The following is a 24,947-nucleotide window of genomic DNA, read 5'->3' as shown; positions in this document are numbered from 1 at the left end:
CCGGTGGTATTCTGCGCCGGCACGAACCATTTTGACGGGACGAGGATGGAATTTAAAGGGAGGTACATGGCGGATACAGTGGACGGGATCCCGTTTGTATTTATAAAGACGCCGGCCTATAAGGGGAACGGCGGGAGACGGGTGTGGAACTGGGTGTGCTTCTACCTGGGGCTGTTCCGGGCATACCGGCCGCTTATGCGGAAGTTCGGGAGGCCGGATGTGATCCTGGCATCGAGCGTCCACCCGCTGACCATGGTTGCCGGGGTACAGATTGCGAAGCGGCTGGGGATCCCCTGCATCTGCGAGGTGAGGGACCTGTGGCCAGAGGCCATTTTCCAGGCGGGGATGGCAGGGGAAGACAGTTTCCTGGGGAAGGCGCTCATCCGGGGGGAGCGCTGGATATACCGGAATGCGGACGCCATGGTTTTTACCAAGGAAGGCGATACGGATTATTTGAGGGAAAGGGGATGGCTCACAGAACAGGGCGGGGACATCGACCTCAGGAAATGCTTTTATATCAACAACGGGATTGACCTGCAGGAATACGTAAAACAGATCCGGGAAATGCGGCCGGGGGATGCGGACCCCGGCCCGGACGCGTTCCGTGTGACGTATGTGGGGACGCTGCGGAAGGTGAACCACCTGGAGCTGCTGATCCGGGCGGCCGCGCTTTTGAAAGAGGAGACAGACATTGAATTCCTCATTTACGGGGCCGGGGAGGAGGAGGAAGACTTAAAGCGCATGGTTCAGGAAAACGGCCTGGCGCGGGTGCATATGAAGGGATATGTAAACGGTCAGTTTGTGCCGTATATCCTGAGCCGTTCCTCGGTCAATATATTGAATTATTCACAAAATATGTACAACTGGAGCCGGGGGAACAGCTCAAGGAAGCTGTTTGAATACATGGCCTCCGGGAAGCCCATTATCTCAACGGTTTCCATGAACTATTCGCCCATTGAAAAGTACCGCTGCGGGATATCGATGGGGAGCGGGAGCGCGGAGGAGCTGGCGGCCTGCATCCGGAAGATAAAGGGAATGGGAAATGAGGAGCGGGAGCGGATGGGCCGGAATGCGCGGGCCGGGGCGGAGGATTTTGACGCGCCGGTTCTGACGGCGAAGCTCGCGGATGTGATTGGGTATGCGCAGAGGGAGTGGGAGAGGAAAAAAGGAAAGAAAGGGCGAAAAGGGGTGGAGGGGAGGAATGAGATGAAGAAGCGGAAAAAGATGAAAAAGCAGAAAGAGATGGAAGAGCGGTGAGGCCGGCCCGTGGAATGTGCGGCAGACGGAAGGGATATGCGGGGCGGCCTGTTAAAAAGGAGCGGGTCAGCCCGCGCCGTGCGCCCGGGGCGCCCAGGGCCGGACTGGGCCTGTATATCCATACGCTTTGCTATTTAAAACCGGGGCAGGTCGCAAACCGGATCCGGAGGCGGGTGTTCCCGGCAAAAAGGAAGCTTTACGTATGCAGGCAGACGGATGAAGCTGTGCGGGCCTGCATACGGGAGCTGGACGGGGATCCGGCGTATACGGGCCGTTTTAATCCCAGGGAGATACTTGAAGGAAGGCTGCGCCTGCTGCATCAGACGTTCCCGTTTCCCCAAAAGACCTGGAAGGCGGAAGGGGCGACGCGCCTGTGGAATTTTAACCTGCACTATTTTGAGTACGGGATCGCCCTGGCGCTGGCATACCAAAGGGAAGGAAAAAACGCGTATAAGGATGCGGCGGCCGGGCTGATCGATCGCTGGATTGACTGCGTGGAAGACGGGGACGGGTGGCATCCCTACACGGTTTCCGTGCGTCTGCCAAACTGGAAGGTTATCTATGAGATCCTGGGCGAACGGCCCCCGGAAAAGGTATTAAACAGCATGTACAGCCAGTACCGTTACCTGATAAAGGCGCAGGAAACGCACCTGCTCGGGAACCACTATTTTGAGAACCTGAAAACACTGGTGATTTTCAGCCTGTATTTTAAAGAAATGGATCCGTTCCGAATTTTCTGGAAAAAGCTGAAAACAGAAATCCGGGAGCAGATCCTGTCAGACGGGATCCATTTTGAGAGAAGCATGATGTACCACAAGATCATAATGGAGGATATCCTGCGGGTCAGGGAGGCGCTTATGAGCGGGGGCATGCCCGGGGAAGCGGCGTCCCTGGATGAAACGCTGGGCCGGATGGGCGGGGCGCTATATTCGCTGGAAAGCGGGATGGGGCGGACGCCTCTTTTTAATGACGCGGGAGATAATGTCGCCAAAAGCGGCCGGGCGCTCCTGGCGGCCCTTAAGCGGGCGGGGATTGATTATATGAAGGTTGATTATGCGAAAGCAGGCGGATTCTTTGATTTCCCGGAAGCGGGGTATTATAAGCGTTTTGCGGGCGGCCTCTGCGTGATCCTGGACTGCGGGAAGATGGGGCCGGGGTACCTGACCGGGCACGGGCACTGCGACGCGCTGAGCTTTGAGCTGTCCGCGTACGGGATACCGGTGCTGGTCAATTCCGGCACATACCAGTACCAGGACCGGCTGCGGCCGTTCTTCAGGAGCGCGCGGGCGCACAATACGGTGGAGATCGCGGGCAGGGAGCAGTCGGAGATCTGGGGCGAGCACCGGACCGGGCGGAGGCTTGGGTCTACGGCGTGCGCCAGGGTGGACGGCGGATGGATCGGCTCGTATGAGACGTATGAGGGATACCGTCACCGGCGGCTTCTGCGGATGAGGGAGACAGAAGAGGGGACGGAGCTTGTGGTTGAAGATGCGGTTCATGGGCCGGCGGGGGAGAGCGCCTCGGCCTTTTTCCATCTCGCGCCCGGATTTTCGTGGGAGATGCGGGACGGGGGATGGAGGATCGTGGGAGACGCGCGGGCGAATGCAAAGGATATAGAGGCGCAGGTAACGGTAAAGACGGAAAAAGTCGGGGAACATGCGGATGTGCTCATCCACCAAAGCGGGGACATCTGCGCTTATGCGCCGGAGTTTGGGAAACGGATGAAAAAGCAGGTGATGGAGGTACGGTTTAAGCTGGACAAGGGGGTGGGCGCGTGCGGGGTGAAAATGGTATTCCGGCGGTGGGAAGCATACGCAGCAAAATGAGACAACAGAGATAAATGACAGTAATACAGGAGCGGGAAAATGGTTAATGTAATTGGACTTGGATATATAGGTCTGCCCACGGCGCTTATGCTGGCGTCGCATGGGATCAAAGTGGTGGGCACGGATTACAATGAAAAACTGGTTGAAACGCTGAATAAAGGGCAAACAACCTTCAAAGAACAGGGGCTTGACAGGCTTTTTCAGAACGCTTTGGACGCGGGAATTCAGTTCACCACAGAATATCAGGCTACGGATATGTATATTGTCTCTGTACCAACTCCGTACGATAAATTCAGCAAAAAGGTAGATGCCGCATACGTTGTGGAGGCTGTGAAGGAGGTGCTGAAAAAGGCGCGGGAGGGCGCTGTGCTTGTGATTGAATCGACGGTTTCGCCGGGAACCATTGAACGGTTTGTAAGGCCGGAAGTTGAGGCGAGCGGACAAAAGACAGGAAAAGACATCCATCTTGTTCATGCGCCGGAGCGCATCATACCGGGAAATATGGTATATGAGCTGATACACAACAACCGGACAATCGGCGCAGACGACCGGGAAACAGGGGAGAAAGTGAAGAGGCTGTACGCCTCTTTTTGCATGGGAGAAATTGTGGTAACGGATATCCGAACCGCTGAGATGACCAAGGTAGTGGAAAATACATACCGGGCGGTGAATATTGCGTTTGCCAATGAGCTGGCGAAGATCTGCAGGCATGACAATATGGATGTGTATGAGATCATCCGTATCTGTAATATGCATCCGCGCGTGAATATCCTTCACCCGGGGCCGGGAGTAGGCGGGCACTGTATCTCTGTGGATCCATGGTTTTTAGTGGGCGATTATCCGTCCCTGGCAAAAGTGATCGATGAGTCGATGAAGACAAACGATGCCATGCCGGCCTTTGTGCTGCACCGGATTTATGACATCATGAAGGAAAAGAAGATGGATGATTTATCCAGAGTGGGGTTGTATGGATTAACCTACAAGGAAAATGTGGACGACTGCCGGGAATCGCCGACGCTCCAGCTTCTGGAGTCGCAGGAAAAGCATTTGGGAAGCCCACTGAAAGTCTATGATCCTATGGTGGGGGATGATATAGTTCCAAACCAATACCATGATCTGGACGAGTTCCTGGATTCGGTCGATCTGGTGATTATCATGGTCGCCCATGATGAAATCAGGAAGCATATGGATAAGCTGGAGCGAAAGGTGGTTCTGGATACGCAGAATATTTTCGGAAAGGCGTGTTATCACCTGTGACAGAGGGGGCTATGGCAATGAATAAGATGAATGCAGTGAATAAATATCGGGTGGAGAGGTGGCTTTATCTGCATCACTGTGAAACTCTGGCGTGGATTGTAAGAAGTTTCATCTATTTAATCCATAATTCGTTTGTTCCCTATAAATGCGAAATAGGAGAGGGAACGGAGTTTGGCTATAAAGGAATTGGCGTGGTCATACATTCCGAGGCCAAGATTGGAAGGGACTGCAAGATTGGAACGAATGTGACGATAGGAGGCGGAGCAGGGAAAAGCAACCAGGTGATACCGGAATTTAATGATAAAAGAGGGATTGTCCCGGTAATCGGGGATCGCGTGCATATCGCTACAGGAGCAAAGATTTTGGGAAATATTGTGGTTGGGGATGATGTCATTATCGGTGCAAATGCTGTGGTAATAAATGATGTGCCGTCAAAAACCATAGTGGGGGGGGTACCGGCAAGAGTGATACGGTATCGATCGGATGAAGAATTATAATAATTCAGATAAAAGCCGGAACACGGCGCAGTCGTTCTCTCATTTCAAAAAAGGCGCGCTGATGATGGAAGCCTGCGGCAAAGGAAGAATATGGCAGATAAAAGACAGGATATATTTAGAGCGCAATCAGGAAAGATGTCTTTTATTCCGGCTAAAACTTCCTGTATGGAAAAAGGCCGCAATACGGTTCCGGTGCATGGAAAGACTTCTGCGCACGGAAATACGATCCTCACGGTTATATAAAAACAAATTATATGTTGGCTGTAGCGGACACCTCCTCTCTTATGATTTTAAGACAGGACAGGTCAGAAAAGAGTTTGAATTCAGGCCGGGGATGCGGGCTCCCCTGATGCTGGAGGTGATTTCCGGCGTAGAAGGTTTCAGTGAGCAATTGTGCTTTGGAGAATATTTTGTGAATCAAAACCGGGATGCCGTACGGATATGGTCCCTGATAGACGGCGTATGGGAAATGTCATATGAATTTAAGGCAGGAGCTATCAGGCACATTCACAGCATAAAGGCAGATACATACAGGAATCAGGTCTATATTATGACAGGCGATTCCGACAAAGAGAGCGGAATCTGGGCAGCGAGAGAGAATTTTAACAGGATAGAGCCTCTGATCTCCGGGGATCAGCAGTCGCGGGTATGCCAGCTTCAGGTTAGAAAGAACGGAATCGTGTGTGTGACAGATTCGGAATACAGTAAAAACCGGATTTATAATATCCAATTCGTGAAGGGAGCAAGCGGATTAGACCGGATCGAAATTGGAAGACTGGATGGAAGCGTTATTTATGGCTGCTGTGACGATGAAAATGAGGCCCTGTTTTTTTCTACAACCGTCGAGCCGGATAAGGGCGGGATTCACTCGGATACGGCAAAGCTCTATAAGCTTGACAGGGAGATGAAGCTGCAATGCCTGTTTGAAGCAAAAAAGGATCTTCTGCCAATGAAGCTGTTTCAATATGGCTATATAAGGCCGGTCTGTCATAACGGCATTCTTTATGCATCTGTAAATGGTCTGCAAAAATATGATGGAGGTACACTGGTATGGGAGAATTTTTAGTTTGGATGGACAGCGTATTGGGAGTGAAGCAGGGAACGGTAACCATAGACTCAAAAGCTGAGGATATAGAAAAGTGGGATTCCCTTATGCATCTGAGAATCATTATGGAAACAGAAGAGAAATACGGAGTGGAGATACCGATGGATCAAATCAATGAGATTAAATCCGTAAGGGACTTATGGAGTTATATTAACAATGCGTAAATTATATCTTTTATCAAATGTCAACGTAGATATCATTAAGCAGTTTCTTTCGGATAAATATGACGTATATTCACCGGCCGGCTATGGCGGCTGGGTGGAAACGGTTCTGGATAAAAGCTCGGATTTATACACGACAGTGTATGACGATATTATGCTCTGTATTGAGATGAACGATGTGATCAGGAAATGCGTCTCATATGACGAGGCAAAAGCAAAGACGGAGGAATTACTGGGGTATGCAGAAAAACTGGCGCAAGATAATGCAGCCAGCCGCATCTGGATCTCTACGGCGGATGTGTTTCCCAGAAGATGCGTCCATAATCGGGATACCTGCTGGGAAAAAAAGTTGGAGTATGACTGGTATGAGCGCCTTTTGGTTTTATGCCGGACTTTTCAGAATACATTCATTCTGGATGTGAAGGAATGCGTTGACACCGTTGGAAGAGAGGCATTTTATTCCGGAAAGACATGGTATATGGGAGGGATACCATATTCCTTATGCGCGACAAAAGAGATTTGTAAAAAAATAGAATCACAGATTAGCAGGGTTTATGAACCGGAATTAAAATGTCTGGCAATCGATTTTGACAATACCATATGGGGAGGCGTAATTGGAGAAGACGGAGTGGACGGGCTTATTTTGTCCGAACACGGAGAGGGAGCAATCTATTACAATTTACAGCTCCAGATTAAGAAAGCCGCTTCGCAGGGAATCATCCTGCTTGGGCTTACGAAAAATAATGAAGAAGATGTAAACGCTGCGTTTTCCCATCCTGATATGGTTTTGAAATACGATGATTTTGTGATGATAAAAGCAAACTGGGAGGAAAAAAGCAAAAATCTTCTGGAATGTGTATCCAGGTTAAATATAGGATTGGAGTCCGTTGCCTTTTTAGATGACAATCCGGTGGAACGCGACAGAATGAAGCGGGCGCTGCCGCAGGTAGAGGTTATCCGTTTCCCGGAAAAAATATACGAATTAGAAAAAGCATTTTTAAACTTTGCCAACCAAAGGTTTAATAAGATGTCTGTAACACAGGAAGATACCGAAAAAACAGGAATGTATAAGAATGAGGCGGCCAGGATCCGGCTGAGAGAAAGGACAGAAGATTTTGAAGAATACAAGAGATCATTAAATATAAAGATTGATTTTCATCTGGCAACAGACAGCGAGATGGATCGGGCCGGGCAGTTATTTAAAAAGACCAATCAGTTTAACTTAACCGGAAAACGGTATACGGATCAGGAATTATCCGCGATCCAAAGCCAGGGATTCCTGTACGTGGCTGTCGTACAGGACAGATATGGAAACTATGGCCTGGTATGCGCTGCCGCGCTTACACGCATGGGGGATATTGTATGGCTTGATAACTTTGTCATGAGTTGCCGGGTGATGGGAAGAGGAGTGGAGGACAGTATTTTTTTACATCTTGTCTCTGAATTAAAGAAAAAGGGGATAACTGAGTTAAAGGGCAAATACATAAGGACTTTGAAAAACAGGCCCGTGGAACACCTGCTTGAAAAATGGAATTTTAAAATGGTTAAAAATTCGGGGCAGGAAATGTCTTATGTCATTGGAGAGGAATTATGAGAATTCATCATATAGGATATGCAGTTTCTGATATGAAAAGATCAATAGAAAAATTTGAGATTCTGGGATATCAGAGATACACACAGGTAATCAGAGATACAGCGCGTAATATTCAGATATGCTTTATGGAAAACGGCCCATATCGAGTTGAGTTGGTATCCGTTTTAGATGGCAGGGGACTGCCATCCCCGGTCGATGGCTGGCTGAAAAATAACGGAAGCAGCCCATACCATATTTGCTATGAATGCAGTGATATGAGAGAAGCAGTTATGCAGCTAAGAAAGGAAAAATTCAAGCCAATCTGCACTCCAGCCGGCGCAATTGCTTTTGACAACAGAAAGGTGGTTTTTTTGATGTCTGTCCATGCGGGGCTGGTGGAACTGCTGGAAGCGCAATCATCTGACAGTAACAGTCAGGAAGGAAAAGACAGTGTTGTTTATTCGTAAAATATTTGCTTATATACCGCAATTAGAAGTATGTTCGAGAATCCTTTATAAAGACTATCTGAGAAAAAGAGACAGTAAAATAGAAAAAAAATATCTCAAAGATCATGTTCCGGAACAAAAGGAAGTTTCTGAATTTTTTAATAAACTGGCAGACAAAATCGGGGAATTAAACCATTGCAGGGGAGAAATCCTGATCGTTCATTCCAGTATGGACGCGCTGGAGCGGGCCGGAAAAACCGCGGATGAAATCCTGGATTTTCTCACCTCCCTGACCGGGAAGGACGGGACTCTGGTTATGCCGGCTTATCCGTTTTATATGCCGCAGGAGATTGAACTCAAGTTTGACGAAGAGGAAGAACCTGTAAAAAAGTATAATCCCAAAATCACACCGGCATGGACAGGAGGGCTGCCAAACGCAATGTGCGGCAGGCCGGGAGCGCTGCGGAGCCTGTTCCCGAATAATACGCTTGTAGCGATTGGAAAAGAGGCGGAATGCATGATGGAGCATAATCTCGAGGCCGATGTATCGCATGGAGAGCATTCTGCCTGGAAATACTGTTCGGATCGGCATGCAAAGATCCTGTACCTCGGAATTGAGCCATTCCATGCCTTATCGCTTATCCATATCGCAGAGGATATGCTTGATGAAAAGTGGCCTGTAAAGGGGTGGTATAAAAAGCAGAAGTATGTAATTCATTATAACGGCCAAACAATGGAAAAAGAGTGCCGCGTTAGGAAAAGATTCTGGTCCAGATACTTAACCGAGCAATACTGCGCCCGGAAACTGCAAAAGGCAGGCCTGCTTTTTATCGGCGATATCCAGGGGATTCCGATTGCTTTTATAAATGACTGTAATAAGGTGACAGAGTTTGTTCTGGATTCCGTAAAGAAAGGAGATCTGTTGTTTTATAGGATACCTGAAAGATATCTAAGACAGTAGACGGATAATGGTTTATTTTATTGGAAGTTTTTCGCTGCCGCAAAAGGAAGCAAAGAAGGTGAGAATGGGCGGATTCATTCCGGGTTATGGAGGCGTAACAGCCAAGGACGATACGATTTTAAAGCAGTTGAAGGAACGTACAGAGATCGTTGAAATTAACACATTTTTACTGAAACGCTGTAAAAGGCCGGAGGTAATTAAGCTGCTAAAAGCAGTGCTGGGCCGGAGAAACAGGATTCTGATTGGGATATCTTCATGCGGCAGATTTGCCAGGGCGCTTTCGGCCGTGCTGTATCTTGTGAACAGAAGGGGCATGGAGGAAGCTGTTTTTTTTGTCATGGGAGGGCTTTTTGCCGATTTCATAAGAGAGAACAGGGGATACCAAAAGCATGTGAAGCGCTATAAACGAGTATATGTTGAAACACAGGCTATGCTCAGGCAATGCAGGGAGATGGGGTTAAAAAATGCGGGATATTTTCCAAACTGCAGGATAAAACCAGATTTTGATATCCAAATCAGAAAAAAAGGAGAACGGCTGCAATGCGTGTTTTTTTCAATGATTTACCCGGAGAAGGGGACAGACCTGATCCTTGAAACTGCGAAACTGCTTCCGGAGGTTGATTTTTCATTTTGGGGAGCAATCAATGAGGATTATGAGGATGTATTTTTGAAGGAGATTCATACTCTGGAAAATTGCTGTTATTGCGGTATATTTGATAAAAATGAGAAGGATGTGTACCGGCTTTTAAACAGGTATGATATATTGCTGTTTTTGACACGCTGCAAAAGCGAGGGTGTGCCTGGCGCTTTGATTGAAGCGAAAATGGCCGGACTGCCTGCAATTGTCAGTGATATTGCACATAACAGAGAAATCGTAGAAGACGGCGTTGACGGAATTATTCTTACAGACTATGCGAAAGAGTCCCTCGCGGCTGTGCTAAGAGCTCTGGATGAAGATGATCTGTATTTGACAGGGCTGAAAAATGGCGCCCAGAAATCTGGAGCCGGTTATTCATTTGAAAACTATATGGATGAGCTGTTTGCAATCTTATAACTATATAGGATTTTGCGAGGAAGGGATATGGGAATGTAAAGGAGGACAAAAGAGATGATTCAGGATGTCGTCATCATGATTCCGGCTTATAATCCGGATGATAAGTTTATTGCGTTTCTGCGCCGTTTAAAAGAAGCGGAATATAAACACATTATTGTCGTGGATGATGGAAGCCGGGATGACACAAAGCACTATTTCAGGGAGGCAAAGGAGATATATCACTGCCATGTAGTGACACACAGCGTCAACCTGGGGCAGGGGAGGGCCTATAAATCGGGTTTTAACTATTACCTGTCTGAAACCGGCGGGGGGGGTATACAGGGACAATCGGGGTGATTCAATGTGACTGCGACGGGCAGCATTGTATAGAGGATGTAACCAGGTGCGCGGATTTATTAAGGCAGAATCCGGAAAAATTTATCTTGGGAGTCCGGGATTTCTCGGATAAAACGATACCGTTTAGGAGCCGGTTTGGCAATCATTGTACGACGCTTGTATTCAGGCTGTTCTGCGGCCTTGATATCAGCGATACGCAGACCGGGTTAAAGGGAATTCCGGTTTCTTTTATACCGCCATTAATGGAGACGCCGGGAGAGCGGTGTTTCCAGAGCGGTTTCAATGGTTCAGGGAAAGAGTCGCTTTTCTGTTCTGCGACGACTATCTGATTGGGGCTCTCCAGTTCTTTGTGTCGCGCTGTGGATGGAATTTCGTGTTATGGGGCGTCAGTGGCATTGTATTAATGAAAATGAAACGGAAGAAATACCTTTTTATCATTTTACCGGCGTTCGCGAACATGGCCGGGTTATTTCTGGGATGCTGCTTTCCGGATATCCGGTATTTTTATCCAATGTTTTTGCTGACGGTTCCATATCTGGCGGTACTGTACCTGGTCTTTTCAGAACGGAAAATTCAGAACGGAAAACCGTTTGCTGTAAATGAAAGCCTGATATTGTAAAGGAAGACAGAAACTATGATAGCATATGGAAGAGCGGATATCTATAATCCCTATGGCAATACATCCGTGACGAGTGATTATCTGGGCGTGATAGAAAGCAGCCTGGAGAAATTAAATGCGCGGTGCGTGAATATTAAAAAGCTTGTAAGAGAGAAAGGCACAAAGAACCGGGCAGTTGTTGTGATTACAGCACTTGACGTACTTAAGGCGAGACTTGCGGGATACGGGTATGTGATTTTCTGGGCGCAGGGGATCGCTCCGGAAGAGTCTTTTATGAGACATCATTCCAGACTGAGAACCATGATTTTATCCATGATAGAGCATGCTGCCTTACGCTCAGCAGACTTTATATTTTTTGTATCGGATGAAATGAAAGAGCACTATATGGAGAAATACAAAATTAAATTTGATGATTTTTATATTATGCCCTGCTTTAATCCAAAAGAGGGTTTAATTTCCCGCTGCTTGCAGCGCAACAAACTAATGACGAACGAAGTGAGTCTCGGGCTGATACCCCGTAGCTTGCTGCGGGGAGTTTCATTGAAGAATTGGAGGAAAAAGCGTTCTGGAGCATGACTATTCCGATAACCGGTTTGTATATGCGGGCAGCATGGCAGTGTTTTGAAAAAACGGTCCTGTTACATAAGAAAATAGAAGAGAGATACGCCGATCGGATAAATCTCTGTGTATTGATATTTGATATGGATAAGGCAAGGAAGATCCTTTTACAAAACCATATCAGGAATTTTTCAATTGCTTCCGTGCCAAAAAGAAAAGGTGAAGCAGGAGATGAAGAAGGCGAAATTTGTTTTTTGTATAAGAGAGGATATCGCTGGAAACCATGTGGCTACGCCTACAAAGCTGTCCAGTTATGTCTGTAATGGGGTATTTCCTGTTTATTCTTCATGTATGAAGGCATTTCATAAGCTTGCATCAGGATACAGGCGTACTGCTTTTGTGAAAATGATAAGGATCTGCTGGACAGGATGGATGAGATGATTGAAAAAGAAATTGATAAAAAGGGAGTTTTTGATGAGTTTAAATGAGTGTTTGGGAATCACTACCCCGGCTGTAAGCGCGGGAGGCAATGGAAGCCCTGGAGAAATCGATGGACCGGAAACGGCAAGAGCTGGAATTTTGTCTGTGATCATACCTGCGTATAATGTCAGCGCATGGATTGAGCGGTGTGTTGAGAGTATTGAAGGACAGGGAGATGTCGTCAAAGAGATTATCGTTGTAAACGATGGTTCAGAGGACAGGACAGAGGATGTTGTCAGGCGTTTGCAGGATAGATATGAAAATATAACGCTTATAAACCAGAATAATCAGGGACTATTTTACGCGCGTATTCATGGCGTTTGTCAGGCGCTTGGCGATTATGTGACTTTTGTGGACGCGGATGATTACATAGAAAGCGATACTTACAGGAAGATACTCCCTGTAATGATTGAAAAGCAGGCTGATATTTTAGAATTTGGAGTCCGAAAAGTAAAAGATGGAAACGTTTTATATGAATTCATTCCGAAGAGCAGTCAGTGTAATGGGGATGAGGCGATACGAAGAATGCTTGAGAGGGATGGCTCCATATGCAGTAATTGGAATAAGATTTATAGAAATGCGCTTTTTTTAAACTCAAAATTTGATGAGAATATCAGGATGTATGAAGAGGACAAACTTATAAATGTTAAGGTAATGGCCAGGGCAAAACAAGTGATTTCTATACCATTAGCAGGTTATGTGTATGAAACCAGAGAAGAAAGCATTACTACAAAAGCAATGACAAAGGACTATCTGTCAGTTCTTGACAGCAACAGGGAGATCTACAGATTCATTAAAAAGGAAAAGCCGTCATTAAGCAAAATAGCAGGGAGGGATTTTTGCGCGCGCCTGGTATTTTGCTTTATCAGCTTGAGGGAAATGGGACTGAAACAGCATGAGATTTCTGTAATCAAAAAAGAATTGAAGAAAGAATTCCGCCTCATATATAAAAGAGAAAAAACGGGAAGCTACAGGCCTGAATCCGAATCCAAAAACAGAACTTATATGCTGAGCCTGTTCCGCCTTAGTCCGGCAATGGCAGAAATGATATACCGGATGGGAAGGTATTTCAGGCTTCTGAGGTAAATAATAAATATGAATATGATTTCAATCGAAAAGAGAAAATGGGGTATTGATACATATTATTTATATGTGTTTTTTATTGTTGTCCTGACTTTTATTAATTCGCAATTTGCACGTATCAGCCAGATAACTGCATTACTGGCAATGGCAGAAACTGTTTACCTTATTTATGCTTTGCTAGGGAGGAGTATAAGCGATTTTACAATTCGTGCATTGATCATACTTTCCACAAACATTGAAAGTATAGGATTTGCGTTAGGGGACAGGACAGCGGTTTTTTACAGCGTATATATTTTGCCATATGCGAAGAGTTACCTTTTGCTTCTTATCATGGCGGCTGCGGCTGTCAAGGCTGTTGTAGTATACGGTTTTCCAGTTTCTATGAAAAAGCGGGACGGGCTTCGCAGATTCTTTTTTTTAAATATCTTTATGTTCTGCATGGCAGCGCTGATGACGTTTATAACCTTTACGCTTAATGACAATGAAATATTTTCCCATTCTGATATGTGGAGGTATACGGCGAGAGATATGTATGAGATCATACATGTGGCTGCATTTGTGATTTTGGGAGGGATTCTGCTGCATAAAGAGCCAGGCTTTGCCAAACGGCTGCGCACGGTGATGCCGGCGATTTTGTCAGGCGTGACCTGGGCGGCTGTCCCGCTGATCCTGACAGGCAATACGTATGCGATATGGGGGGATGAGTATTATATAACGTGTCCTCTGATTCTCTTTTTTGCTCCTGGATTAATCCTGTTTCTGTTTGAAGAGCGGGGAATCTTCCATTTTGTGACAGGATGTGTTGCTTTTTTGATTCAATTGCGCTACACGGTGGGGATCGCCGGGACATGGTGGATTTATATGTTGTTTGTTGGGGTTGTGTTTGTGCGTAAATTGCTGACATTCCATGATACGCGCACAAGAACGGGGATAAAGCTTGGTTTTGTGCTCATTCTTCTGTGTATGGGATATATTGTTTTACATGCCGGGACGTTTCATCGTATAGAAGGGCAGATTTCATATAAGCTTTCCGCAGCGCTTCGTATTTTTGATAATAAAAGCAGTCTGTTAGATTGGTATGCCAATTTAGGCGGTTCGATTCAGACGAGAATCGAAGGTGTGATAAATGTTATAATTGAAGTCTTCCAAAAGCCGTGGGCGCTATTATTTGGAAAAGGCTATGGCGGAACAGCTGTAAAGCATTGGGGATTAAGCGACTGGAATATTTCAGGCTCAACCTTTGCCGATACGATGATTCAGTACCGGACATATTCGCATTTCCATCTGCCGTTTGCTGAAATTATCATCAATTTCGGCCTGTTGGGGGTTGTCCTTATTACATTCATGTTAAAAGAATTTATTGCGGAGTTCCTGAAAGAAGATGGCAATATGTGGGTGATCTTAGGTGTTTTATGGTTTGTATTTTTTTATTCACTTTATTATTCACTCAATGCAGGTATCCTGTGGATTTGTTACGGACTGTTTCAGAAGCATGATTCTACATTGGGAACATGCGATAAAAGAGAGGATGGATTTTCGGATGAAGATATTATATTGTAATCTCAGGGCAAAGTGGACGGTTATGGGACATCGGTATTTTGATGTTAAATGGTCCCATTTGTTAAGCAATGCAGCAGAGGTAACCTTGTTATGCCCCGAAGAAACGTGGTATTCAGGAGTTGAAAAGCAAATTTGCACAGAGGTATATAATGCAACGGAGAAGCTTGATCGAAAGTCATTTTTGAACTGGCCGATATGGTCAAAGGGAGTCTTTCGCCGCCTCTGTATAAAGGATCATATGGAAGTGATTCTGTATATGAAGAAAATAATTGAGCTTGATCAGAAAAATCACTATGATTATATTTTGATTGCAACAATTGATTTGATTTCGTATTACTTTCTCCGCCACAAATTTAAAAGAATGGGAAAATTATTTTTACTGGATCAATCCGTCAGCGCATATGAGACCGGAATTCTGGGGCGGCTGTTTGAGCCGATAAAAAATGATTTTAAACATATTGTAATGGAACGGGATGGGATTGAATATATGAATAATCAATATCATATTGACAAGAACCGTATTTATTATATACCACATATGTTAAACCCCATCAGCATACAGCCGGCCGTCCATATTGGGGCCTATGATATTGTTGGGATATCAAACAGTAACGAAGATGAAGAGATAATGAAAATTATAGAAATGGAAAAAGAAGAGCATTTTTTTGAGAAAAATGGTTACCGGGCGATATTCCGGGCAAAGAATCTGGAGTATGAGGGAGGCGGGTTAAAGGTATTTAAAGGGAGGCTGACGCTTTCTTATGATGAATATTACACGTATATTATCAGGGCAAAGGTGATTGTCCTGCCGTTCTCTACACGGTTTGGGCTGCGCAGCTCCGGAACGATTATGGATGCCTTTTCCCAGGGGATTCCAATTGTCGGAAACCCATTTCTTACAATGGTACAATATCACCGCCAGTTCCCGGATATCTGTATGCTTTATACAACAATCGAAGAGTTAAAGGGAAGGATAACGGAATTGATGGAGCGGGAAGCGTGTTACAGAGATGAATACACGCGTTTTCAGGATTCGCATTCTAATCAATTTATTGTGAAACAAATAAAAGAAACGTTCAGATAGGAGGTATCTGCTTTGAATATTCTCGTGACAGGCGCCGGAGGGATGGTGGGTTCCCATATGGCAGAGCATTTAAATGCAATCGGTTATGGGATTGTAATAGGCACGTATTATAAGCCAACCGTAGATTTAAAAGAAATTGATTCTTCTGTAAAAATGATTGAATGTGACGTCCGGTATCCTGTTTCGGTCGAAAAGGTAATCGGGACATACCTTCCCGGGCAGATTTACCACCTTGCGGCGCAGAGTTATCCAACCGTTTCATGGGACAGGCCGTTTGAAACGATGGATATAAACATTAATGGAACGATAGCAGTTTTTGAGGCAGTAAAAAAGGCGAGAGATAAAATTCCGGGCTATGATCCGATGGTGGTGGTCGCATGCTCAAGCGCAGAATATGGACAGACGTTAAATGAACTGGAAGGCGATGAGGTTTACGTCAAAGAGACGGCGGAATTAAAGCCGCTTCATCCGTACGGAGTCAGTAAAGTAGGGCAGGATCTTCTGGCGCTGCAATACTATATGAATGACAGAATCAAATGTATCAGGGCAAGGATTTTTAATTCGACGGGGACGCGTAAGATGAACGATGTAACATCTGATTTCACACGCCGGGCGGTTGAAGCGGAAGCGGCTCATCATTACATATTAAAAGTGGGAAATTTAAGCACACGCCGTGCAATCATGGATCAACGGGATTTGGTCAGGGCATTGATTCTGCTGGCGGAGAAAGGGCGGCCGGGCGATGTATATAATATATCGTCTGAAACCGTTTATCAAATGAGCGACATCGTCTCTATGATAGAAAAACAAATAGGTGTTCCGTTTACGATAGAGGTGGATCCGGGATTGATGCGACCGACAGACGAAAGAGTCATTGTGGGAGATGTAACCAAGCTGAAGCAGGCGACAGGATGGAGGCAGGAAATAAAAATGGAGCAGACGATTCAGGATATGCTTGATTACTGGAGAAAAAGAAATCATGGGAGTTGTGGATGAATATTGGAAAACGGGATTTGGCATGGTCATATCTGGCGCGTTTTTTAACAATAGGCGCTAATGTAATACTGCTTCCTCTGATCATGCGGTTTCTTTCCGGCGATGAGCTGGGACTGTGGTATGTGTTTGCCAGTATTTCTCAAATTGTAAATCTGTTTGATTTTGGCTTTAATGCAACGATTTCCCGCCATATGACGTACGCATGGAGCGGAGCGTCCAAACTTGAAAAGGTTTATATGGCACAAAGCTGCGGAAAAGAGAAAAATACACGGCTTATGTCAGAAATCATATATACATGCCGTATCGTGTATGCGCTCATATCTGTTTTTGCCATCCTGATCATGATGACAGCCGGTACGCTCTATATAAACGGTGTTGTTGAAGGCGGATTGACAAAACAGATATTCCTCTCATGGGCCATTTATGCCGTGGCAGTCTTCCTGAATCTGTTTTACGGATATTGGACTTCCTTACTGCAGGGGATCGGAGCGGTAGCGGAACGCAATAAGATGGGAGTGTTCTCCAAATTTTTCCAAATCATCATAGCAGCCGGACTGTTGTCAATGGGAATGGGGCTGGCCGGATTTGTAATTGCCTATGCCTTAAGCGGAATTTCTTTGAGGATAATGGGCAGATATTTCTTTAAAAGAAAGGTGGATGGATTACACATTGACAGTAACGTATCTCCAAGCAGGGTAAAAGAATGCTTTTCGGCCGTTTGGGAGTCCGCCTGGAGAAATGGTATTGTGATGCTCGCTGAGTATTTCACAACACAGGTAAATACATTGATATGCGCATATTTTATTGATTTGGAATCTGTAAGTGTGTATGGTGTTGTGACACAGATTACATCAACCATCGCGTCTGTCTCTACAGCGTATTTTAATGCATATCAGCCGCAATACAGCAGCGCATGTTTACAGAGAAATGTGGATTTACAAAAAAAACTCACCTGCGTTTCAGATTTAGTATACAAGATTATTTTTGGCAGCGGCATGCTCGCTTTTCTTATATTGGGACTTCCAATATTACATGTTATAAGGCCCGGTATGAAAATTGGGATTCCTTTTTCACTGTTAATGGGCCTGTTTTATTATCTTTATACACAGCAGTCTTTATTTGTTTCAATGATTGCTTCTTCCAACCGAATCCTGTGCTGCCGGTCCTATATTATCACTGCAGCCTTTTCCTTTTTTATAACAATTATTCTGGTTAAAGAGTTTGGATTGGGAATTTGGGGGCTCGTGATTGGCCAGGTTGCAGCGAATCTGGCATACAATAATTGGAAGTGGCCTGTTTTTGTATTGAGAGAGACAGGGATAAGGTATAAAGATATCTACACAACAGGAGCTGAAGGTATCAAAAATGCTCTTAAACAGGAGTTTTCTTAAAAGAAATATTTGTTACAGAAAAGGTGAAAAATGATTATTACAAAAACCCCGTTCCGCATGTCCTTTTTTGGCGGCGGAACAGATATGGAAGAATTCTTTCGTGAAAATGGAGGAGCGGTGCTTTCAAGCACATTTGATAAGTATTGCTATGTGACAGTACGGCATTTGCCACGCTTTTTTAATTACAGTACAGAATTAACATATTCCATGGTGGAACGTGTAAAAGATGTGGGGGATATTAAGCATCCGGCCATACGTGAGGCGATGAAAATGCTGGACATGCACGAAATACGCCTGGTTTATGAGGCGGATCTTCCGGCGAGGAGCGGCCTTGGAACCTCAAGCTCATTTGCTGTCGGAATGCTAAATGCCTTTTATGCTTTGAAAGGAAAATATGCTGATAAAAGACGGCTGGCAGATGATGCGATCCATCTTGAACGGGTATTATGCCAGGAAGCTGGCGGCTGGCAGGATCAGATTGCAGCCAGCTTCGGCGGGATGAACCGGATTAACTTTAAAACGGATGGATATGAAGTGCTGCCTGTGATCATTTCCCCGGACAGAAAGAAACAGCTTAATGACAGATTATTATTGTACTTTACCGGATATACGCGTTTTGGTTTTGAAATACAGAAAGAAAACGCCAGATCATGGAAAGACAGAACCCCTCAGTTAAAAGAAATGCTGTATCTGGTGGATGAAGCACAGAATATACTCGTAGATAAATATAAGAGCCTTGATGAATTCGGAAGGCTTCTCGACTATACATGGAGATTAAAACGGCAGTCCGGATCGAAAATCAGCACGGATGATATCGATGTATTGTATAAAAGGGGAATCAGCTCCGGGGCGCTTGGCGGAAAACTGCTCGGAGCCGGCGGGGGAGGCTTTATTGTCTTTTATGTGGACGAGGAACACAAAGAGTCTGTAATGAAAGCAATGGAAGGAATACTATACATTCCATTCAAATTTGAAACAGAGGGTACAAGCGTAATCCATTATACGCCGGAAGGCTATGAACCAGGAAGATAAAGATATAAAAATGATGGCGGGCAACCGGCTGTAAAAGAAAAACCTCTTAGAGAGTGATAAATAAAAGGAAGGATAGAGGAGATGTTAAATAACGTAAAACGAAAAATGGCGCAGAACCGGTATTTGGGAAGAGTCAGAAATCAGGCATTTGAGATGGAACGCGGAATGAAGCGTACGCTGTTTATCATGGGCGGATGCATTGACGTTTTGGTAAAGCATGGTTTTCAGTTATATGATTATCAGGAAGAGATAGATGAGGTAAAAAACCAGGATTATATGTTCCATTTTAACAGCTATGGAAAAAAGATCCATATGTATGTTCCGGATTATGAGCTGGATTATTTACAAAAACAAATCGTAACCTATGCTGAATTTTGGGAAATTGCAGTTTTAGAGGAACTCAGAAAGCATGTTATAAAAGCAGGGGCTCATATTTTAGATATTGGAGCCAATATTGGCAATCATACCGTTTATTTTGGGCGAATATGTAAGGCAAAATCAATCCATTCCTTTGAACCGGTGAAGAAAACATTTAAAATACTGCAAAGGAATGTCGAGATAAATTCTCTTTCCCATACTGCAGTTTTGCATAATGTTGCATTGGGAAGCTGTGACGGAAAGGCCAAAATCAAATATTTTAATGAGGAGGAAATCGGCTCGACACAGGTCGAGGTAAATGAGGACGGGGATCTGGAGCTGAGGCGTCTCGACGATTTTAACTTTGACAGAATTGATTTCATTAAAATTGATGTGGAAAAATTTGAAATCGAATTATTGAAGGGGGCAGAGAAGACGCTGGCGAAACATTCCCCCGCTATTTTTATAGAAATATTTGAAGAAAATTTTCCAGAGGCGGACAGGCTGCTGAATCACTACGGATATAATATTGACAGAAGGTTCGCATTACATAATTATCTATACAGGAAGGCATGAGAGCGTGTTTTTTAGCGGAGAAATGCGTATAGGTTCAGCGATGGGAGGTAAAAGGGGATGCAGAGGGGAAAAATCCCGCGATACAGGGTTGGACGCGCTGCGTCTGCTCTGTATGCTGATGCTGGCGGCCTATCATTTTATAAATTTTTATGGAAGGCAATATGTAAATTTCGCAGACAATGGGATCAAAGCATTAATCATCCAAAATTTTCTCTGGGGCGGAGGACGGATGATATGTAATGTGTTCTTTTTCATATCGGCATGGCACCTTTGTGAAAAGGATTTTAAAGTCGAACGGCTTTTTAAAATGTGGGCGAGCGTGCTGTTATACAGCGCGGCCGCGGGAGTGTATTCCTATGCCAGATACGGCGGTTTTCTGTTTCTGGTCAGGCATTTGTTCCCTCTGGAGACAGGGCAGGTGTGGTATGTGTCTGCCTATATTGCGGTATTAATCGTATCCCCTCTATTGAATATCCTTCTCCAGGAGAAGAACCTGAACCGGACAAGGCGGATTGCGGCCGGCCTTTTTGTTATTCAGTGTGTGGTTCCGACGTTCTATCCGAGGGCGGGGATTCGGTTTTCCACTTGTGGATGGTTTTGTCTGGCATATCTGATAATCGGGATTATCAAAAAGGAACGAATCAGGATAAACCGGCGTGTTTGCCTGCTGATGTTTCTGAGTGGGTGGATCTCATGTATTGGGTTTTATAATGGCTATGATTATCTTATTAAAAATGAGAGAATAATGGCGCTTTTTACGGAGCTGGGATTCTACCGAAATGTCTATTTTGCGGATCTTGCGTCGCTTCCCTGCTTTTTCTCCGCGCTGGGCCTGTTCCTGATGTTTAGAGATTTGAATTTACCGGGGGGGGGGTATTTTGGCATATATTAGCGCGGCGTCAGTGGATGTATATATCGTATCATCTTTAGAAGGGTATACAGGAGGGCTTGCCTGGGTGGAACTGTCAGGCCTTGCGGTTCCGGATCGGATTTATAAATATTATATCTGCATATGTCTCGGGATTGTGATAGGGGTTGTATTAGGCAATATAAGGGAACGGGTGTATAACTCTGTTATGAACACTCTGAAAATCAGAAATATTTTTCGTAAAATAGATGAACGTATCAACCGGAAAACGGTGGAAGACAGATTTCGGATCAATCACGGAGGTTTGAAATGAGAGAGACAGAAAAGCATCTGATTCATAGGATCAGACCGGATTTTATACATGAGGATTTGATTCAACCAGTGTCCCTGAAAGAGAAAAAAGAGATACTTCAAACACAGAGAGCAAAGTCTGCCCTGATGGATAATACGTTGATGAAGGAGGTGTTAGAGATAAAACGTATTCGGATGGGCAGAAAGGTTTGTCTTCATGGCCCGGAAACAGTCCTCGATCTTATAACGGTTGGAGCTGATGGCAAGGATGCCTTTTGCCGGATCATCCAGATTTGTGGCTACCGCATAAAAACCATCATATTTTTCTTCATCCTCAATGCGCTTTTGGTCGATTTCATACAGATCTGCCACTTCCTCCCCTGTTTTTGTGGAGGAAGTTCTCTTTATAAAGCGGGTGACATCATTGGGACCCTTTTTGTAGGTATCTGGGTCAAGGTTTTTAAGCATTTTTTTCGCCCACTCAATCTGATGGCCGCGGATGGTTCTTTGGTATTCCATCATTTTACGTGAAAAAGTGATGATGGCCTTCTGATGGACCACTGCTTTTGACTTTACCACCGCTGTCTTTCCGTTCTTCAGCTTCTTTTCCTCATACAGCCCCAGGTCAAACGCACTGTCTGCGGACAGGGTTTTATAGGCCTTACCCTCATACAACTTCTTGTTTTTTCCATCTTTCTTATCAAACTCTTTCATTTTGGAAATAGTGGCTGGTTCATCGGTAGAAAGGAGCTTGTAACCATAGTCTTTAAAAACAGCTTTTTTTAACTTGTCAGAGAGTTTCTTAACGGACTGCGTAACAATAAAAGCACGTCCGTCCATGGAATTGAAGTTTCTAATGCGTAGGGGATCCAACCCGGCATCGGCACAGTAAATAAACTTTTTGTTATGGAACATCCTGGCCAGTTTCTTTTCCAAAGGGATAGCAGTTGTCTGTTCATTATCGAACCCGGAGGTGATGCACATAGAAAGGGGGATCCCATCCGCATCCATAAAAAGCCCCATTTCAACAATCGGATTCGGACGGTGTTCCTTACTTGGACCGAATTTGCGCATTCCTTTGACTGTCTCGCCAGTCACTTCATCAACATAATTTTATGGGATCTGTAAGGATTTTTTATTTATCTAAGTGTTAAAAACCCGGATAAACGCTTTACATTTTTTCACGGCTCCATTATAATGGGCTTATTGTAATCTATGCGATCAATCAAAAGGTGGTGAAAGGATGGCGGAGGAACGGATGACGGAAAAAGAATTAATTACAGTGACGATTGACAATTACATGAATTTACAGCGCATAAAAAAAGCAAATGGTGAAGTTGAAAACAAGGAACTGGATTACCAGATAAAAGGGTTAGTGGCAAAATTGTCAAGCTTCGGTGTGAATATTGAAGCTCTGACGCTTTAGCCCGGAGTAAGGAATGCCGCAGGAAGGCCGCTAACGTAGTCAGAGCCCGCTTCTAAATTCATAAGCCCCCCCGCTTTCGCCCGGAGAAAAGCGCAGCGGACGCCGGGTACAGCCCAGCGTATACAGATCGAAAAGGCCGCGCTAAGCGCCTGCGGTTTTCTATGGGTTTCTTATGGATATAGAAGCGGGCTCTGGCTGCGCTTACGGGGGCGTCTATGCTCCATGTTCCCGTTTCGCAGCATCAATGATGCCCTCCTTTTTCTCCAGCCCCCCGATCCCCTTGAGGATGAAATGCTCCGTGAGCGCCGCCATGTGCTCCGGCCCCTCCCGCATGCCGGAATCGAGCCAGTATTGGACCACGCCGATGCAGCCGGTGACGATAAAGGAGGAGTAGGCTTCGAGCGAGTCGGGATCCCCCCAGTTGTTTAAGTTCTGCCAGTGCTTGACAAAGCGCTCGCGCAGGATGGCCTGCAGGCGGTTTACAAAGCTCAGATCTCCGTTCTGCCCCATTAATAATGAAATGATATCGGAATTTTTCTGTACCATGGGGTACAGCTCTTTAAAGATAAGGGACGGCTGAACCATCAGATCCTGGACGCTGTGGTGGTTTAAGACCTCCTCCAGCTCAGCCATGAGCTCATTTTCAATCTGTTCCATCAAATCGTAGACGTCTTTATAGTGCAGGTAAAAGGTGCCGCGGTTGATATCCGCCATCTCGGCAATCTCGCGGACCGTGATTTCCTGTATCTTTTTTTCTTTTAAAAGCGTGGTCAGGCATTGCCGCAGGACGCGCCTTGTCTTGCGGACGCGCCGGTCCATGTTTGCTTCTTTCATAATCGTATTCTCCTTTTTCAGGCAGCAGCGGCCTGCGAGGCTTTGCCTGCCTGGTTTTATGACAAATGAATTTTAATAGACAAAAAATGATAAAATGTTGATTAATAGAACAATTGAGGAAAAATGATTATTGTATTAATCGGCATAACTTAGTATAATGCATTATAGATCAGAAATAGACAAATGTCAATTAATCAGATTTGTGTTTGATATAGGACTATCGGAGGAGAGGCCGTCAGAAGCAGTACAGTATTGCACAAATAATGGGGAATTCGGCGCCTGCTGTTTGCGCAAGGATGTACCAGGCGTTTGAGGTATGAGAACAGGTGTAATTATCGTGCAGGAGGTATAGAAGAGAATGATGAAGGAATATAAAAGCATATGGAATTTTCATAAAGCAGGGGCATGCGCGGGGCTGGGATTGGCTTTGACAGCGGGTTTGGTTTTATCGCATCCCGCTCCCATGGCCGTTTTGGCAGGGCCGGCGGGAGGAAATGAGGCAGCGCAGGCGGAGGATGGCGTCATGCCCTCTGAGGCGGGCGGTGTTTCTTCGGAAGCGGACAGCGGCGTGTGGCAGGAGACGGGCGGCGCGTGGTATCTGATCGGGCCGGAGGGGATTCCTCTGACGGGCTGGCAGAGAAAGGACGGGGCCTGGTACTATCTGGAGGAGAACGGGGCCATGGCGACGGGCTGGCGGTTCATTGACGGGGCGTATTATTATATGAAGGAAAACGGGGCCATGCAGAACGTGACGCTTTATGAGGATGAGACCGTGTATACGTTCCGGGAGAACGGAAGCCTTGCGGCGGCGAAGAAAAAGCGCAATACAGGCGGCGGCGGGTACCGGCTGGGATTTTTGGATGAGGAGGCGCAGGCCCTGGCGGACAGCTTAAATGAGCTGAAGGCGGAAGACTTTGACGGGGATGAGGAAGAGGATTATTACGAGGATGATAAGAAGGATTACGATAAGGACGCGAGCTTTATCTTAAACGGGACCCTTCAGCAGATAGCGGAGCACCGTCTGGCGGCGGCGCGCTCAAAGGGGTACGGGAGCGGCCGGATCCCGGATGAGGGGACGCTTTCGGATTATTTGACATCCATCCGCTATCAGAACGGGCGGCGGGCGCTGGAGGTGTACTTAATCAACTGCGACGGCGCGGCGGCGGCGGAGGAGAAGCTTCTCAGGAAGCACGGCAGCGAGGAGAAAAAGCGGGCTGACCGGGCGGTTTATTATAAGGAAATGGGGATTGCCCATGAGAAGGTGAACGGAAAAGATTATTTTATGGTTATTTTTATGAGGTAACAGGAGAGCGGAAGCG

Annotated in this window: 27 protein-coding genes and 1 pseudogene; 26 read left to right on the top strand and 2 right to left on the bottom strand. The window is 45.6% G+C overall.

The annotated features are described in order from the left end of the window. The 24 genes from NFS31_RS14355 to NFS31_RS14240 all read left to right on the top strand — a co-directional run. Nucleotides 1–1,257 (top strand): glycosyltransferase family 4 protein (locus tag NFS31_RS14355; RefSeq protein ID WP_251496284.1); only part of this gene is annotated, 1,257 nt, incomplete at its 5' end. A gap of 14 nt (nt 1,258–1,271) precedes the next feature. Beyond that, complete coding sequence (locus NFS31_RS14350) at nt 1,272–3,083, top strand: alginate lyase family protein (protein WP_251496281.1); 1,812 nt, start codon at nt 1,272–1,274, stop codon at nt 3,081–3,083. A gap of 39 nt (nt 3,084–3,122) precedes the next feature. Beyond that, nucleotides 3,123–4,340: a nucleotide sugar dehydrogenase gene (locus NFS31_RS14345; protein ID WP_251496278.1), complete on the top strand. Its 1,218-nt coding sequence runs from the start codon at nt 3,123–3,125 to the stop codon at nt 4,338–4,340. Between the two features lie 17 nt (nt 4,341–4,357). Next, on the top strand, nt 4,358–4,837 hold the full coding sequence (locus tag NFS31_RS14340) for a serine O-acetyltransferase (protein WP_251496274.1): 480 nt from the start codon (nt 4,358–4,360) through the stop codon (nt 4,835–4,837). A 412-nt stretch (nt 4,838–5,249) separates the two neighbouring features. Then, nucleotides 5,250–5,903 (top strand): hypothetical protein, encoded by a 654-nt coding sequence (locus NFS31_RS14335; RefSeq protein WP_251496271.1) that lies wholly within the window; start codon nt 5,250–5,252, stop codon nt 5,901–5,903. Beyond that, nucleotides 5,888–6,106 (top strand): acyl carrier protein, encoded by a 219-nt coding sequence (locus NFS31_RS14330; protein ID WP_251496268.1) that lies wholly within the window; start codon nt 5,888–5,890, stop codon nt 6,104–6,106. Before NFS31_RS14335 ends, NFS31_RS14330 begins: the two co-directional genes overlap by 16 nt. After that, nucleotides 6,099–7,697 carry an HAD-IIIC family phosphatase gene (locus NFS31_RS14325; protein WP_251496265.1) on the top strand — a complete coding sequence of 533 codons (1,599 nt, stop codon included), beginning with the start codon at nt 6,099–6,101 and terminating at the stop codon, nt 7,695–7,697. The genes NFS31_RS14330 and NFS31_RS14325 overlap by 8 nt, the downstream gene beginning before the upstream one ends. Then, the gene (locus NFS31_RS14320; RefSeq protein WP_251496262.1) at nt 7,694–8,143 is read left to right on the top strand and encodes a VOC family protein; all 450 of its coding nucleotides are present in this window, start codon (nt 7,694–7,696) and stop codon (nt 8,141–8,143) included. The genes NFS31_RS14325 and NFS31_RS14320 overlap by 4 nt, the downstream gene beginning before the upstream one ends. Next, nucleotides 8,130–9,083, top strand: coding sequence for an AAC(3) family N-acetyltransferase (locus NFS31_RS14315; protein WP_251496259.1), 954 nt, complete (start codon nt 8,130–8,132; stop codon nt 9,081–9,083). Before NFS31_RS14320 ends, NFS31_RS14315 begins: the two co-directional genes overlap by 14 nt. 7 nt (nt 9,084–9,090) lie before the next feature. After that, complete coding sequence (locus NFS31_RS14310) at nt 9,091–10,137, top strand: glycosyltransferase (RefSeq protein ID WP_251496257.1); 1,047 nt, start codon at nt 9,091–9,093, stop codon at nt 10,135–10,137. Between the two features lie 54 nt (nt 10,138–10,191). Continuing rightward, on the top strand, nt 10,192–10,473 hold the full coding sequence (locus NFS31_RS14305; protein ID WP_251496255.1) for a glycosyltransferase: 282 nt from the start codon (nt 10,192–10,194) through the stop codon (nt 10,471–10,473). Beyond that, on the top strand, nt 10,470–10,802 hold the full coding sequence (locus tag NFS31_RS14300; RefSeq protein ID WP_251496252.1) for a glycosyltransferase family protein: 333 nt from the start codon (nt 10,470–10,472) through the stop codon (nt 10,800–10,802). The genes NFS31_RS14305 and NFS31_RS14300 overlap by 4 nt, the downstream gene beginning before the upstream one ends. A gap of 49 nt (nt 10,803–10,851) precedes the next feature. Beyond that, nucleotides 10,852–11,076 carry a hypothetical protein gene (locus tag NFS31_RS14295; RefSeq protein WP_251496250.1) on the top strand — a complete coding sequence of 75 codons (225 nt, stop codon included), beginning with the start codon at nt 10,852–10,854 and terminating at the stop codon, nt 11,074–11,076. 31 nt (nt 11,077–11,107) lie between these two features. Continuing rightward, nucleotides 11,108–11,668, top strand: a complete 561-nt coding sequence (locus NFS31_RS14290) for a hypothetical protein (protein WP_251496246.1) — start codon at nt 11,108–11,110, stop codon at nt 11,666–11,668. After that, entirely contained in the window at nt 11,641–11,973 is a 333-nt protein-coding gene (locus NFS31_RS14285; protein ID WP_251496244.1) for a hypothetical protein, read from the top strand. Before NFS31_RS14290 ends, NFS31_RS14285 begins: the two co-directional genes overlap by 28 nt. A gap of 118 nt (nt 11,974–12,091) precedes the next feature. Continuing rightward, entirely contained in the window at nt 12,092–13,216 is a 1,125-nt protein-coding gene (locus tag NFS31_RS14280; protein WP_251496241.1) for a glycosyltransferase family 2 protein, read from the top strand. 639 nt (nt 13,217–13,855) lie between these two features. Next, on the top strand, nt 13,856–14,773 hold the full coding sequence (locus tag NFS31_RS14275; protein WP_251496239.1) for a hypothetical protein: 918 nt from the start codon (nt 13,856–13,858) through the stop codon (nt 14,771–14,773). Between the two features lie 256 nt (nt 14,774–15,029). Further along, entirely contained in the window at nt 15,030–15,857 is an 828-nt protein-coding gene (locus NFS31_RS14270) for a hypothetical protein (protein ID WP_251496236.1), read from the top strand. 12 nt (nt 15,858–15,869) lie between these two features. Continuing rightward, on the top strand, nt 15,870–16,853 hold the full coding sequence (locus NFS31_RS14265) for a GDP-mannose 4,6-dehydratase (RefSeq protein ID WP_251496233.1): 984 nt from the start codon (nt 15,870–15,872) through the stop codon (nt 16,851–16,853). After that, on the top strand, nt 16,850–18,244 hold the full coding sequence (wzx, locus tag NFS31_RS14260; protein WP_251496230.1) for an O-unit flippase-like protein: 1,395 nt from the start codon (nt 16,850–16,852) through the stop codon (nt 18,242–18,244). The genes NFS31_RS14265 and wzx overlap by 4 nt, the downstream gene beginning before the upstream one ends. A 30-nt stretch (nt 18,245–18,274) precedes the next feature. Then, nucleotides 18,275–19,276 carry a GHMP family kinase ATP-binding protein gene (locus NFS31_RS14255; protein ID WP_251496227.1) on the top strand — a complete coding sequence of 334 codons (1,002 nt, stop codon included), beginning with the start codon at nt 18,275–18,277 and terminating at the stop codon, nt 19,274–19,276. An 81-nt stretch (nt 19,277–19,357) separates the two neighbouring features. After that, nucleotides 19,358–20,209, top strand: a complete 852-nt coding sequence (locus NFS31_RS14250; protein ID WP_251496225.1) for an FkbM family methyltransferase — start codon at nt 19,358–19,360, stop codon at nt 20,207–20,209. A gap of 22 nt (nt 20,210–20,231) precedes the next feature. Next, nucleotides 20,232–21,101 (top strand): acyltransferase family protein, encoded by an 870-nt coding sequence (locus tag NFS31_RS14245; protein ID WP_331482664.1) that lies wholly within the window; start codon nt 20,232–20,234, stop codon nt 21,099–21,101. Continuing rightward, complete coding sequence (locus tag NFS31_RS14240; RefSeq protein WP_251496221.1) at nt 21,088–21,390, top strand: hypothetical protein; 303 nt, start codon at nt 21,088–21,090, stop codon at nt 21,388–21,390. The genes NFS31_RS14245 and NFS31_RS14240 overlap by 14 nt, the downstream gene beginning before the upstream one ends. A 170-nt stretch (nt 21,391–21,560) precedes the next feature. Here the strand turns inward: NFS31_RS14240 and NFS31_RS14235 are convergent. Further along, nucleotides 21,561–22,475: pseudogene (locus NFS31_RS14235) on the bottom strand (IS1634 family transposase); the annotation flags it as partial. A 136-nt stretch (nt 22,476–22,611) separates the two neighbouring features. Here NFS31_RS14235 and NFS31_RS14230 point away from each other — a divergent pair. After that, nucleotides 22,612–22,794, top strand: coding sequence for a hypothetical protein (locus NFS31_RS14230; protein ID WP_251496220.1), 183 nt, complete (start codon nt 22,612–22,614; stop codon nt 22,792–22,794). Nucleotides 22,795–23,007: 213 nt separating this feature from the next. Here NFS31_RS14230 and NFS31_RS14225 read toward each other — a convergent pair whose 3' ends face one another. Then, a complete protein-coding gene (locus NFS31_RS14225) occupies nt 23,008–23,628 on the bottom strand; it encodes a TetR/AcrR family transcriptional regulator (RefSeq protein ID WP_251496219.1) in 621 nt (206 codons plus the stop codon). Between the two features lie 358 nt (nt 23,629–23,986). On the opposite strand from NFS31_RS14225, the gene NFS31_RS14220 reads away from it, so the two are divergent. Further along, a complete protein-coding gene (locus NFS31_RS14220; protein WP_251496218.1) occupies nt 23,987–24,931 on the top strand; it encodes a cell surface protein in 945 nt (314 codons plus the stop codon). Nucleotides 24,932–24,947: the final 16 nt, after the last annotated feature.

The sequence above is a fragment of the Otoolea muris genome, from assembly GCF_943193115.1.
GTDB lineage: Bacteria > Bacillota > Clostridia > Lachnospirales > Lachnospiraceae > Otoolea > Otoolea muris.
This window is presented reverse-complemented; position numbering and strand designations above follow the sequence as displayed.

What these genes read in the sequence shown, in the direction of transcription:
- NFS31_RS14350 (WP_251496281.1), top strand. Translation starts at nt 1,272, where the DNA reads ATGTGCGGCAGACGGAAGGGATATGCGGGGCGGCCTGTTAAAAAGGAG.
- NFS31_RS14345 (WP_251496278.1), top strand. Translation starts at nt 3,123, where the DNA reads ATGGTTAATGTAATTGGACTTGGATATATAGGTCTGCCCACGGCGCTT.
- NFS31_RS14340 (WP_251496274.1), top strand. Translation starts at nt 4,358, where the DNA reads ATGAATAAGATGAATGCAGTGAATAAATATCGGGTGGAGAGGTGGCTT.
- NFS31_RS14330 (WP_251496268.1), top strand. Translation starts at nt 5,888, where the DNA reads ATGGGAGAATTTTTAGTTTGGATGGACAGCGTATTGGGAGTGAAGCAG.
- NFS31_RS14325 (WP_251496265.1), top strand. Translation starts at nt 6,099, where the DNA reads ATGCGTAAATTATATCTTTTATCAAATGTCAACGTAGATATCATTAAG.
- NFS31_RS14320 (WP_251496262.1), top strand. Translation starts at nt 7,694, where the DNA reads ATGAGAATTCATCATATAGGATATGCAGTTTCTGATATGAAAAGATCA.
- NFS31_RS14310 (WP_251496257.1), top strand. Translation starts at nt 9,091, where the DNA reads ATGGTTTATTTTATTGGAAGTTTTTCGCTGCCGCAAAAGGAAGCAAAG.
- NFS31_RS14305 (WP_251496255.1), top strand. Translation starts at nt 10,192, where the DNA reads ATGATTCAGGATGTCGTCATCATGATTCCGGCTTATAATCCGGATGAT.
- NFS31_RS14295 (WP_251496250.1), top strand. Translation starts at nt 10,852, where the DNA reads ATGGGGCGTCAGTGGCATTGTATTAATGAAAATGAAACGGAAGAAATA.
- NFS31_RS14290 (WP_251496246.1), top strand. Translation starts at nt 11,108, where the DNA reads ATGATAGCATATGGAAGAGCGGATATCTATAATCCCTATGGCAATACA.
- NFS31_RS14270 (WP_251496236.1), top strand. Translation starts at nt 15,030, where the DNA reads ATGAAGAAAATAATTGAGCTTGATCAGAAAAATCACTATGATTATATT.
- wzx (WP_251496230.1), top strand. Translation starts at nt 16,850, where the DNA reads ATGAATATTGGAAAACGGGATTTGGCATGGTCATATCTGGCGCGTTTT.
- NFS31_RS14255 (WP_251496227.1), top strand. Translation starts at nt 18,275, where the DNA reads ATGATTATTACAAAAACCCCGTTCCGCATGTCCTTTTTTGGCGGCGGA.
- NFS31_RS14250 (WP_251496225.1), top strand. Translation starts at nt 19,358, where the DNA reads ATGTTAAATAACGTAAAACGAAAAATGGCGCAGAACCGGTATTTGGGA.
- NFS31_RS14245 (WP_331482664.1), top strand. Translation starts at nt 20,232, where the DNA reads ATGCGTATAGGTTCAGCGATGGGAGGTAAAAGGGGATGCAGAGGGGAA.
- NFS31_RS14230 (WP_251496220.1), top strand. Translation starts at nt 22,612, where the DNA reads ATGGCGGAGGAACGGATGACGGAAAAAGAATTAATTACAGTGACGATT.
- NFS31_RS14225 (WP_251496219.1), bottom strand. Translation starts at nt 23,628, where the DNA reads ATGAAAGAAGCAAACATGGACCGGCGCGTCCGCAAGACAAGGCGCGTC.
- NFS31_RS14220 (WP_251496218.1), top strand. Translation starts at nt 23,987, where the DNA reads ATGATGAAGGAATATAAAAGCATATGGAATTTTCATAAAGCAGGGGCA.